At 70.5% G+C, this 12,157-nt stretch carries 9 protein-coding genes; 4 read left to right on the top strand and 5 right to left on the bottom strand.

The features are described 5' to 3' along the window. Positions 1–15: 15 nt before the first annotated feature. The 5 genes from ACFY0P_RS30005 to ACFY0P_RS29985 all read right to left on the bottom strand — a co-directional run bounded on the left by ACFY0P_RS30005 (position 16) and on the right by ACFY0P_RS29985 (position 7,721). A complete protein-coding gene (locus tag ACFY0P_RS30005; RefSeq protein WP_388919794.1) occupies positions 16–1,230 on the bottom strand; it encodes a cytochrome P450 in 1,215 nt (404 codons plus the stop codon). 47 nt (positions 1,231–1,277) lie between these two features. Next, positions 1,278–2,267 (bottom strand): PDR/VanB family oxidoreductase, encoded by a 990-nt coding sequence (locus ACFY0P_RS30000; RefSeq protein WP_388920018.1) that lies wholly within the window; start codon positions 2,265–2,267, stop codon positions 1,278–1,280. Between the two features lie 118 nt (positions 2,268–2,385). Then, the gene (locus ACFY0P_RS29995) at positions 2,386–3,195 is read right to left on the bottom strand and encodes an IclR family transcriptional regulator (protein WP_388919790.1); all 810 of its coding nucleotides are present in this window, start codon (positions 3,193–3,195) and stop codon (positions 2,386–2,388) included. 370 nt (positions 3,196–3,565) lie between these two features. Further along, positions 3,566–6,385 (bottom strand): SpoIIE family protein phosphatase, encoded by a 2,820-nt coding sequence (locus ACFY0P_RS29990; protein WP_388919787.1) that lies wholly within the window; start codon positions 6,383–6,385, stop codon positions 3,566–3,568. A 112-nt stretch (positions 6,386–6,497) separates the two neighbouring features. Next, on the bottom strand, positions 6,498–7,721 hold the full coding sequence (locus ACFY0P_RS29985; RefSeq protein ID WP_388919784.1) for an acetyl-CoA C-acetyltransferase: 1,224 nt from the start codon (positions 7,719–7,721) through the stop codon (positions 6,498–6,500). A 323-nt stretch (positions 7,722–8,044) separates the two neighbouring features. Here ACFY0P_RS29985 and ACFY0P_RS29980 point away from each other — a divergent pair, with 323 nt between their 5' ends. Genes ACFY0P_RS29980 through ACFY0P_RS29965 form a run of 4 tightly spaced genes read left to right on the top strand, consistent with a single transcriptional unit; the run spans position 8,045 to position 12,127 of the window. Further along, complete coding sequence (locus ACFY0P_RS29980) at positions 8,045–8,914, top strand: ABC transporter substrate-binding protein (protein WP_388919781.1); 870 nt, start codon at positions 8,045–8,047, stop codon at positions 8,912–8,914. Further along, complete coding sequence (locus ACFY0P_RS29975; RefSeq protein ID WP_388919778.1) at positions 8,911–9,513, top strand: hotdog fold thioesterase; 603 nt, start codon at positions 8,911–8,913, stop codon at positions 9,511–9,513. The genes ACFY0P_RS29980 and ACFY0P_RS29975 overlap by 4 nt, the downstream gene beginning before the upstream one ends. Then, complete coding sequence (locus ACFY0P_RS29970; protein ID WP_388919775.1) at positions 9,446–11,146, top strand: bifunctional 3-(3-hydroxy-phenyl)propionate/3-hydroxycinnamic acid hydroxylase; 1,701 nt, start codon at positions 9,446–9,448, stop codon at positions 11,144–11,146. Before ACFY0P_RS29975 ends, ACFY0P_RS29970 begins: the two co-directional genes overlap by 68 nt. 42 nt (positions 11,147–11,188) lie before the next feature. Next, positions 11,189–12,127, top strand: a complete 939-nt coding sequence (locus ACFY0P_RS29965; RefSeq protein WP_388919772.1) for a VOC family protein — start codon at positions 11,189–11,191, stop codon at positions 12,125–12,127. The last annotated feature ends 30 nt before the right edge of the window (positions 12,128–12,157 follow it).

Raw genomic sequence — 12,157 nt, 5'->3', positions numbered from 1 at the left:
GTGATCAAACGCTGTTTAGGCAGCCGGTCGGACGCGCACGGGCAGGGCGGCCCATGAGCGCAGCGTGTTGTTGGCGTGGCGCCGCGGTGTGCCGGCCAGTTCGATCCGCTCGACGCGGCCGGCCAGCGCGGTCAGCAGCGCCTCGGCCTCCAGGCGGGCGACGTGCTGGCCGACGCACTGGTGGATGCCCATCCCGAAGCCGACATGGCCGGAAGGGTCGCGAGTGAGGTCGAAACGGTCGGGGTCGTGCCAGTGGGCCGGGTCGCGGTTGGCCGCGCCGAGGAACATGAGGATCTTCGTGTCCTTCGGTATCACCGTGCCGGCGATGGTCACGTCGGTGGTGGCGGTTCGGAAGAAGGTCTGCACCGGTGACTGCCAGCGGACCGCCTCGTCGAACGCGGTCCGTGCCAACTCCGTCCGCTCCCGCAGCCGTTGCCACTCGGCGGGGTGAGTGGCGAAGGCGTACAGGCAGGCGGCGAGGCCGTGCACGGTGGTGTCGACGCCGGCGGTGAGCAGAGAACGCACCACCAACGGGGCCTGTTCGTGGGTCAGCTCGCCACGGTCGGCGGCGGCCCAGATCCGCGCGCCGAAACCGTCCTCCCTGAGCGCCTCCCGCGCGCACTGTGCGTTCACCCACGCCGACAGCTCGCCCACCCGATGCGCGTCCGCTGCGACGAGGTCGTTGCGCGGGCCGAAGGCGTTGAAGGCCATGTTGCCGTACGGCAGGAGGTTCTCCCGGCCCTTCGGGCCCAGGCCCACCGCGTCCGGGAAGGCCTGCAGCGGAAACGCCTTCGCCAGTGCCGTCAGTCCGTCGAACTCGGTTCCCTCGGCGAGGACCTGGTCGACCAGCTCCTCAGCCGTGATGTGCCACGCCGCACGCAGACGACGCAGTGCGGGCGGGGCAAGGACCTCGCGCAGCACCCGGCGCGGGGCGTCGTGCCGGGGCGGGTCGGCCTCCAGCAGCAGGCTCGGCGGGCGCCACGGCTCCTCGTGCCGGAAGTTGGCCAGACCCACGCCCGACCCCGACTCGAAGTGCTGCCAGTCCACCAGGGCCGCATGTACCTGCTCGTAGCGAGCCAGGGCGTGGACCTCGTAGCGTGACAGGTACACCACCGGACCGGCCTCGCGCAGGGTCTGGTGCAGCGGATCGGGGTCGAGCAGCGCTTCGTGGGCGAACGGGTCGACGTCGCTGACGGGCGGCACGACGGCACGCTCCAGTGCCTCGGTCATGGCGGCTCCTTGGAAGTGAAGAGGTCTCGTGGATCGAGGGATCGGCCTCAGAGGTCGAGGACGAGGCGGCCACCGCGGGACCGCGACACGCACAGGAACATGCAGTCGTTCGCTGTCCGTTCGTGGTCGGCGAGCACCGAGTCCCGGTGGTCGGGCTGTCCTTCCAGCACCGGGGTCAGACACGTGCCGCAGGTGCCCTGCTCGCAGGAGGACAGCACGTCCGCGCCCGCACGGCGCACCGCCTCGAGCACGGACACCTCCGGGGTGACGGTGACCGTGCGTCCGCTGCGCCGCAGCTCCACCTCGAACGGAGTGTCCCGCACCGGGGCCGTCCGAGCGGCGGCGGTGAAGCGCTCGATGCGCAGGGCGTACGGAGGCCAGGCGGCGCAGGCCGACTCCACGGCGGTGAGCAGCGGGCCGGGGCCGCAGCAGTACACGTTGGTGCCGGGTCGGGGCGTTCCCAGCCAGGCCGCGAGGTCCAGCAGTCCGAGCTCGTCCTGCGGGACGACGTGCACCCGCTCGCCGTAGGCCTCCGTCAGCTCCGCACGGAAGGCCATCGACGACCGTGTACGCCCGCCGTACAGCAACTGCCAGTCCGCGCCGAGCAGTTCGGCCTGACGCACCATGGGCAGCAGCGGGGTGATGCCGATGCCGCCGGCGATGAACAGATACTTCTCCGACGGCACGAGGGGGAAGTGGTTGCGCGGGCCACCGACCCCTACCCGGTCCCCAGGACGCAGCCGGTCGTGCACATAGGCGGACCCACCCCGTCCTGAGGGCTCCCGCAGCACGGCGATCCGGTAGGTGTACGCGTCCCACCGGTCCCCGCACAGCGAGTACTGCCGGGTCGTCCCCTCCGGCAGTACGAGGTCGATGTGGGAGCCGGGTGTCCAGTCCGGCAGCCGTGCACCGTCCGGGTGGGCGAGAACGAGTGACACGACGCCCTCGGCGATATCCTCCTTCGCGGAGACCGTCAGCGTCGCCGCGTTCCTCGGCACCGGACGCCCCGCGCCTCCGCCGGACCCGGCTTCCGTCATCAGGCTGGTTCCGACCACGTTGTCGCCTCCCGTCGTTGGGTTGTCGGCAGGATGCGCGGTGGCGAGGGACGGACGCGACGGCATTCTCAATCAATGAGAGACAAACTCCGACCGCCCGTCACACGGCTGTTGCACTGCCGTCATGTGGGTCACCGGGCTCTCGCCGCCGCCCCGGAGCATCCGGTGCCCCCAGCGCGCGGGAGACACCGCGTGCCGCCGTCCGCACCACCGGCACGACGGAGGTGGCCCCGGCCTCATTGGGGACGATCACCGCCAGGGCGGCCACCACCTGACCGCGCGCGTCGCGCACCGGCGCAGCCACGCCCAGGGCGTCCGGGTGGACGTACCCAGGACAGTAGGCGTACCCCTGCCGACGGACTTCGGCCAGTGCTGCCCGCAGGTGTGCGGCGGTGGCGGGAGTGTCGGGGGTGTAGCGGTGCAGGGGACTGTCCAGCACCCGTCGGCGCAGGTCGGCGGGCCCGTGGGCGAGAAGGACGAGGCCGCTGGAGGAGGCGTGCAGGGGAAGGCGGCCGGCGATGCGGGTGTAGTTGACGACGACCGCGCCCGGTGCCGTCAGCCGCTCCAGGAACAGCACCTCGTCGCCGTCCAGCACACCCAGCTGCACGTGGTGGCCGACCACGTCGTGGACGCCCTCCATGAAGGGCACGGCCGCGTTGCGCAGCGACAGGGAGGGCGAGGCCCGGGTGGCCAGCTCCCACAGGCGCATGCCGACCCGGACCCGGCGGCCGGCGTCGCGGGTCAGGAACCCGTGCGAGACCAGTTCGGCCACCAGTCGCGACGTGGTCGCCACGTGCAGCCCCGTACGCCGGGAGATCTCCGAGACGGTCAGGGCCGGCTCCTCCGGGGTGAACGCCTCGAAGATCCGTACCGCCCTGGCCAGAACCGACTCGCCGTTCTGTGTCCTCACCTCGCCATCATCGGATCCCTTCCCCGCAGGTCAAGCTCAGCGGGCACTGCCCGGACCCGGCTCGGGGAGCCGCCCCCAGCCGCCCTGGCTACTGCGGGCGTGCCACGTAGCGGAGGTTGCGGCTGGGCGTCCTGGGACGCCGCGCGACACGATCGTCATCAACCAGCGCCGCCCGGGCGGGCATTGACGAATCCGCCCCGGGCGACGACGGTCCGTTGTCAGCGGCCCGCCCCGGGCGGCGAGGTCGGCGGCCTTCTCGGGGCTGCGCACGGCGGCGACGATGTCGCCGGCGGGCACGTCTGCCGTCACGTCGGCGGTCGAAGACCGGCCATGAGCGGCCCGGTCCTGCGGGCCGCTCATGGCACAGGCTTCAGGACTCCCACAGCGGGAGCTGCTGCGCCGCATCGTGATCAGAGGGAAGCGACTGTTCCGTCCATATGCACTTGCCGTCGACGGTGTATCGGGTGCCCCACTTCTGGGAGAGCGCCGCGACGAGCTGAAGGCCGCGTCCGCCCTCGTCGGTGTCGAGGGCGCGGCGGACCCGGGGGGTGGTCAGGCTGTGATCCGATACCTCGCAGGTAAGTACGCGGCCTCGCAGCAGGCGCAGTCCAAGGGGCCCTCGGGCGTGCCGTATGCCATTGCCGACCAGCTCACTGGCGATCACCTCGGTGGCCATGACCAGGTCGTCGAGGTGCCAGATGCCGAGCTGCCGCCGTACGTGCTCGCGGGCCTCACCCGCTGCGACCGGGCCCTCGGAAAGGTCCCAGGAGGCCGCTGCCCCGGAGGCAAGCCCGTTGACCCGGGCAACGAGCATGGCGGCGTCGTCACTGCTCGCCTCCTGCCCGGGCCACAGGGTGTTGACGAGCGCGTCGCAGAGCCGGTCCAGAGGCTCGGCCATGGGTCCCGGACCACCTTTGTGCGAAGCGGCGAGCACGGCGCCCAGTTGCTCCATGCCGTTGTCGATGTCCCGGCTCGCCGATTCCACCAGGCCGTCGGTGTACAGGACGAGGACCGTGCCGTCCGGCACGTCCACATGGCCGGTTTCGAAGGGCGGGGCCGCCGCGCCGAGCGGTGGATTCGAGGGCAGGTCGGGGAAACGGACACTTCCACCGGGCAGCAGCAGAGCGGGCGGAGGATGCCCGGCGCGGGCCATGGTGCAGACGCGGGTGACGGGGTCGTACAGGGCGTACAGGCAGGTGGCGTAGGAGTCGTCGCCGAGGTCGCTGACCAGGTCGTTGAGCTGTGCGAGTAGTTCGTCGGGGGGCAGTTCGAGGGTGGTCAGTGTGTGCACGGCGGTACGCAGACGTCCCATGGTGGCGGCCTCGGGAAGGCCATGGCCCATGACGTCGCCGATGATGAAAGCCACACGGTCAGCGGAGAGCGGAACGACGTCGTACCAGTCACCGCCCACCCCCGAGCCGGTCGGCAGGTAACGAGAGGCAGTGGTCGCGGTGGGCAGGATCGGCAGGTCCCGGGGGAGCAGTCCGCGCTGCAGTTCCGTGGCGCGGCGGTGCTCGTCGTCGTAGAGACGGGCCCGTTCCAGAGCCTGGGCCATCAGACCGCTGACCGCGGTGAGCAGGGTGTGCTCCTCCTCGGTGAAGCGGCGCGACTCGGCGAAGGAGATCACGCAGCAACCGAGTGGGCGTCCCGACGCGATCAGAGGGAGGAACACCCAGGCGTGCTTCCCGCTCCGGAACGCGTGGTCGGCGGCTTCGGGATAGCGGCGCATGAAGTCCTGCCGTGACGTCAGGTACACCGGGGTACGGCGCTGCAGGGCTTCGCGGCTCGGCGCCGGAAAAGAGAGGCGGGCCTTGCTGACGCGGTCGACGAACTCCGGGGAATATCCGACGGTCTCCGCCAGCAGCAAGAGATCGCCTTCGAGGAACTGGACCATGAGGCCGACAGCGCCGAAGAGCGGCCGCAGTTCGGCGGCGATGGCATCCATGACGTCACGTACCGTGACCGCCCGCGCGAAGGCCGTGGTGAGCCGCCCCAGCTGGGCGATGCGTTCGGCGGCGATCTGTTCGGCGCCGGAACGTTCCGTGTCCCACAGGCGCCTGTCGGTGATGTCCGCGAAGTGGAGGGCCGGACCGTGCGGCGACGGCGTGAGGCGAATGCGGTACCAGCGCTGGTCAGTGGACCACTGGACGTCGAACTCAGCAGGGGACCCCTGCGCCGTGGCCTGTCGGCATCGGGCTTCCAGTCCCGTGGACCGGATGGCGGGCAGCTCCCACAGCGGGCGGCCGAGCAACGTTCGGGTGGGCTCGAACAACCGCTCGGCCTGGATGTTCACCGAGGTGATGGTCCAGTCCGGGTCCGCCGTCACGAACCCGTCGGCCATGTGCCGCAGGGTGCGGGCGGTCGATTCGGCGCGGTTCCTCAGTTCCGTGTTGTCCCAGACGGTGCCCCCGACGTGCGTCAGCTCGCGGTCGTCACCGGCGACCCAGCCATGCATCTGCACCCAGCGCACCTCGTGGTCACGGCGCCGTAGGCGGTACTCCGCTGTGTACGAGCGGCGGGTGACGAATGCCCCCGCGATGTCGGCCATCACCCGGGGCAGGTCGTCGGGGTGGACGGCGGCGGCCCAACTCCCGACCCTGCCGTCGAAGGTTTTCGGGTCGATGTCGAGCAGTATCAGCAGGGCTTCGTCCCCTGTGACCTCGCCGGAGCGTACGTCCCAGTCCCAGACGCCGACGCCGGGCGCGGGGACCACCTGACGGATCGTGGACGAGGCAGCCCGCTGGTCGTCCTGCCATGGAGGAGGGCGATGCCGCCAACACGCGGAGACCCCCTGGGCGATCGCTCGAAGGAAGTCCTGCTCGGCGGCGGAAGGCGGATCCGGCGCCGTCGTGATCACGGAGAGCGCACCGGCACCTCCCTCCGGCGCCGTCAGCGGGACGGCAGCCATCCCGGTGCCAAGAGGAAGGAAGCCGGCCCGTGGATCGGTCGAGGACAGCCACACCGTCGTGGAGCTGCGCAGCGCCAGGGCCGGGGCGGACCCTCCGGCCCGGTCCGTGGTCCGCCATTCCTCCCGGACATCCAGCGGAACGTCGAGGGCGGACGCCAGCCGAAGCTGTGGTTCGCCACCCCCGGCCAGATGCACCATCCCGCCCAGCCCGTCGACGGCCACTACGGCCTGCCGGAGAGCGAGTCGCAGCTCCGATTCGCTCCCCCCGTCGATGAGGTGCACGGGCGGACGATTCTGTCCCGGTTCTGCGGCGCTCTTCATTCCCCGCTCGCTCTGGGTCGGGCCCCCGGGGTCAACTATATGGTCGATGACCGACCACCGTCCGTGTGCACGGTCAGCTCAGACGTTCCAGCGCCATGGCCATCCCCTGTCCGCCGCCTACGCACATGGTCTCCACACCCAGCTGCGCGTCGCGCGTGCGCAGTCCGTTGATCAAAGTGGTCATGATGCGGGCACCCGTACTGCCGAACGGGTGACCCAGGGCGATGGCCCCTCCGTGCACGTTGAGCCTGTCCAGCGGGATGCGGAGTTCGCGCTGGGAGGCGAGGACCTGCACGGCGAAGGCCTCGTTCATCTCGAACAGGTCGACGTCCCCGACCGACAGGCCGGCGTGTGCGAGGGCCCGTCGTGTGGCCTCGACCGGCCCCAGGCCCATGATCTCGGGGGAGAGGCCCGAAACACCGGTGGCCAGGATCCTGGCCAGGGGGGTGATGCCGAGCTCCCGCGCCCTGACGTCGCTCATGATGACCACCGCCGCGGCTCCGTCGTTCAGCGGGCAGGAGTTCCCGGCGGTGACCGTGCCGTCCGGCCGGAAAGCCGGCCGGAGGCCCGCGAGGGCCTCGTACGTGGTGCCGGGGCGTGGGCTGTCGTCGGCCGCGACCACCGTGCCGTCGGGCAGCCGGACCGGGGTGATCTCCCGGGCGTGGAAGCCGGCCTCGGCGGCCTTGGCGTACAGCTGCTGGCTGCGCAGAGCGTAGCGGTCCTGCTCCTCACGGCTGATCTTGAAGAGGCCCGCGACGTTCTCCGCGGTCTGTCCCATGCCTATGTAGACGTCGGGCAGCAGGCCGTCGGAACGGGGATCGGTCCACGGCCGGTTGGTTCGCGCGTCCTCCGAGGTGCGCTCCCTGGCCTGCTCGAATGCCGGGTTGAGGACGTCGTCGGCGTCGGCTCCGGTGGGTCCGAAGCGCCGGTAGCGGGAGACGCATTCGACACCCGCGCTGACGAAGACGTGGCCCTCTCCCGCCTTGATGGCATGGAAGGCCATCCGGGCGGTCTGCAACGAGGACGAGCAGAAGCGGTTGACCGTGGTGCCGGGCACCTCGTCCAGTCCCAGCTGTACGGCTACCCGGCGGGCGATGTTGGCACCGTGCTCGCCGCTCGGCTCGGCGCAGCCCAGGTGGAGGTCGTCGATCCGGGTCGGGTCCAGTTCGGGCAGCTGGTCGAGGGCCGCTCGGACCGCTGTCACCGCGAGGTCGTCGGGGCGGACACCCTTCAGGGATCCCTTGAAAGCGCGCCCGACGGGCGTGCGGGCGGCGGCTACTACGACAGCTTCGGGCATGTCATACACCTCTCAGGATGGTGGGCGGCTCTGGAGTCGGGGGGCGACTCGGGTGTCGCGCTCCGATCGACAAGATGCTAAACGGAGCGTTTCGCATGCGGCATGTGTCCCGGGGGATGCCCGGGCTTGCCGACTCGTGCGCAACGAAGGGGCGGGAGCGGCTCGAGGAGTCGCGTTTTACCAGGTCATTGTGTGTGGAGCCGGATGTGGTGCGGTCGCGTTCCGCGTGGCCGAACCCATAAAAATATTACGCACATCGATCCTAGACGTTCCGTTTCGATTGACCTAGTGTGAAGGCACCTCGCGCAGAGAGGAGCGCTCCAATGACGGCGTGGTTCCGGCAAGCGGTGTTCGTACCGCCCCCCGCGTGTGTCGTCGCCGACGAGCTGGGCTACTTCGCCCGGGCCGGCCTTGAGGTCGAGACCGTGCTGATCGATTCGTCGACGGACCAGCGTGACCGGCTGCTGACCGGCGACGTCGACGCGGCCGTCACGGCCATCGACAACCTGATCGTCTGGAACTCCGGCGGAGCCGACCTCCGGGTCGTGGCCCAGATCGAGTCGACGACCCCCCTCCGGCTGGTCGCGCAAGCCTCGGTGAGGAGGCTGGAAGACCTGCGGGGAGCAACGCTCGGCGTCGACGCGCCGGACAACGGCTTCGCCGTCGTGCTCCGGCATCTCCTCGGCCATCACGGCCTTCCGCCCGGCGCGTACGAGTTCGAGCCGGTGGGCGGAGTGCGCGAGCGCTTCGAGGCCCTGCGCTCGGGATCGATCGACGCGGCGTGGCTGGGACCACCGCTGGACGAGCTGGCACAACAGGAAGGGCTCGTGTCGCTGCTCGCGGTCGAGGACGAGGTGCCGGACTTCCCCGGGCAGGGTGTCGTGGCCGGTCCCGCGACGCGGCAGGCAGGACGGGGCAAGCTCTCGCTCTACCTCGCGGCCCTGGAGGCGGCACGCGACTGGCTGCACGCCACCCCGGACGACGAGATCCAGGACGTGCTGACGAGAGGCGGGTACGGACCGGCCTCGGCGCGGGCCGCGCTGCGCACCCGCCCCGTTTCGCTGGCTCCCGCTCGCGCCGGCCTGGAGTGCATCCTGACGATGCGCGACAAGCTCGGCATGATGCCTGGCCAGGTGCCCGGCGCCGATGACCTGTACGACGGCTGCCCGCTCGGTCTGGAGCTGCGTTCATGACGGCCGGCCTCTTTGGCGCCGACGGCCGTCGCGACCACGCGGGGCGCGACACGGACGGTCAGGTGGCTGCCAGTGTGCGCAGACTGCTCGACGGGGACCGCACTTCCGATTTCCTCGGAATCCAGGTCGAGTCGGCGGCCGCAGGACGGGCCCGCGCACGGATGCGGGTCCGGCCGGACATGGTCAACGGGCACGAGATCGTGCACGGGGGACTCGTGTTCGCGTTGGCCGACACCACCTTCGCCTGTGCCGTCAACAGCTTCGGCCCGCCTGTCGTCACGGCGAGCGCGGACATCGTCTTCTGGCGTCCGGGCCACCTCGGTGACGACCTGGTCGCCGAAGCGGAGACCCGTTCCAGGGCGGGCCGCTCGGTGATCTGCGCGGTCACGGTGCGGCGTGGCGGCGACGTCATCGCCGAGTTCAGCGGGCGGGGGGCGCAGATCGGCGGGGCGGACAAGAAGCCGTCGGCGGCGAGCGAGCAGGGCCAGACCGATTCGCCCGGCCGCGCCGGCCAAAAGGAGAACCGGGCCCATGAGGTGGGTGCGGACACCGACGTGGTGGACGGTCCGGCCGCGCCGGAGCACGCGCCGGGCGGCTAGAACCGCGGACGCCGAGCGCGCCCGGGCTGTCCGGTGGACGCACGGGCGCAGAGAACAAAAGGCATATCCAAGTACCAGAGCCGCTAATGGAGTTCAAGTGTCACAGGACTGCGAAGTCATCGTTGTTGGTGGTGGACCTGTCGGGGTGATGGCCCTCACCCTGCTCGGTCATGCCGGTGTACGGGCCGTGGGGATCGAACGCGAGCCCGAGCTGTGGCAACAGGCGCGGGCCGTGCACTTCGACGGCGAGACCGTGCGTTCCTTCCAGGCCATGGGGCTGGCGGAGGAACTCTCCGCCCGGACCAAACCGATGTGCGTCTACCGCATGGAGAACGAGGCCGGCGAGACCCTGGTGGCCCCTGCCACAGGGCAGATAGGGCCCCAGGGATGGCACTCGGAGGTCCTCTTCCACCAGCCCGAGGTCGACACGCTGCTGCGTGCCGAAGTCGCGCGGCTCGCCGGTGTGGAACTCCGCCTCGGCACCACGCTGCTGGACATCCAGCAGGACGACGGCTCGGTGCGCTGTACCGTCCGTAAGCCGGATGGGGCGACGCAGGTACTCACCGCGCGATGGGTGATCGCCTGTGACGGTGCCACCTCGACCGTCCGACGCACGCTCGGGATCCCTGGCGAGAACCTCGGCACCGACGATCCCTGGCTCGTCGTCGACGGACACCTGCGCGGGACGCCGGGCATCCAGGGGGACATGGTCTTCCTCGGCCGGCACACCCGTCCCGCGCTCTGGATCAACCTCCCCGGTGACCGGGTGCGCATGGAGTTCAAGGTTCTCCCCGAGGACGACCGGGAGGAGATCGCCACACCGGAGGGCATCGCCAGGCTGAGCCGGGGTGTTCTCACGCCGGAGAACTTCGAGCCCGACCGTGTCGCCGTCTACACTTTCCGGGCGCGGCTGGCCACCGCGTGGCGGGTCGGCAACGTGTTCCTCGCGGGTGACGCCGCCCACCTGGCGCCTCCGCTCTTCGGCCAGGGGCTGTGCGCCGGCCTTCGGGACGTGGCCAACCTGGTGTGGAAGATCCGGCTCGTCTCACGCGGCAGGGCCCCCGAGTCCCTGCTCGACACCTACGAGTCCGAGCGCAAGGACCACGCCAGGTACTGGGTCCAGCAGGCGGCCACCATGGCCGGACTCGTCCAGACCACCGACCCCGCGATGGCCGCCCGGCGGGACGCGCACATCCGCGCCAACCCCGCAGACGCCTATCCGTCGGCACCTCCGCTCGGCCCGGGTGCGCACACGGGCCCGGCCGACCCGCACGCCGGACATCTCTCGATGCAGCCCATACTGTCCGACGGGACACGGCTCGACGACCTCGTGGGGCGCCGGTTCCTGCTCGCGGCCACGCCCGAACTGCCGGCCGCGCTGCCCGCTGCTGTAAGCAAGGCGCTGCAAGACGACCCCGAGGTCGCCGTGCTGACCTCCCCCCAGCAGGTCGGCCAACTGCTCACGTCGGTCGAGGCCCCCGCCGTCGTGGTCCGTCCCGACCGCTATGTGCTCGGAACGGCGCACACCCCCGAACAGCTCGAAGCGCTGCTCCGGCTCCTGCCCCTCACGGGCACCCCGGAACCCCGGGGCGAGACGAGCACGCCGCGGCAAGCGACCACCGCCCAGCACTGACCAGCGGGCGCACCTGCACTGTCTCACCCACAGGAGTTCACCATGCACGACCAACCCATCACGCACCTGCGGCATGTCGACATCGCCGTTCAGGACTACGACAAGCAGGTCGCCTTCTACGAGCAGCAGTGGGGGCTGACCAAGGTCGGTTCCGACGGCGATGTCACGTACTTCGCCGCGGAGGGCTCGCCCGAGCAGTACGTCGTGCGGGTCCGCCGCTCCCAGGACAAGCGCATCGACCTGGTCTCCTTCGGCGCCGCCGACCGCGCCACGGTGGACGGCCTGGCCACCCGCCTCGCCACCGACGGCGTGAAGCTGGTGAGCGAGCCGGACACGCTCCAGACGCCCGGCGGCGGCTACGGCTTCCGGTTCTTCGACGTGGAGGGGCGCACCATCGAGGTCTCCACCGAGGTGGCCACCCGCACCCACCGCAAGATCGAGGAACGCGAGGACATCCCGGTGCGGCTCTCGCACGTGGTCCTCAACTCCCCGGAACCCGAGCGCATGATGGCCTTCTACGAGAAGTACCTGGACTTCCGCCTCTCGGACACCAACGTGCACCCTCAGCTCGGCGGGATCATGTGGTTCCTGCGCTGCAACCCCCAGCACCACAGCATCGCGATCGCCCGCTGTCCCCATGTCTCGCTGCACCACGCGTCCTTCGAGATGCGCGGCCTGGAGGAGTACATGCGCGGCAGTGGCCGTCTGATGCGCGACGGGGTGTACAAGGTCTGGGGGCCGGGCCGGCACCGTGCCGGGGACAACACCTTCACGTACTTCCACGACCCCAACGGCAACACCATGGAGTACACGACGGAGCTGGTGACCCTGGACGAGGACACCTGGCACCCCCACCTGTACAGCACGGAGGACCCGGAGACCTCGGACGTGTGGGGGACGTCCAACCCGATGAACGAGTTCGTGTCCAAGGAGATGTTCAACGACCCGGACCGGGGGTTGTTCATCGCACCGCCGGTGTGACCCCGAGGTCCGAGGCGCACGGGGCGCCCC

This window comes from Streptomyces sp. NPDC001714 (genome assembly GCF_042892755.1).
In the GTDB taxonomy this organism is placed as follows: Bacteria; Actinomycetota; Actinomycetes; order Streptomycetales; family Streptomycetaceae; genus Streptomyces.
This window is presented reverse-complemented; position numbering and strand designations above follow the sequence as displayed.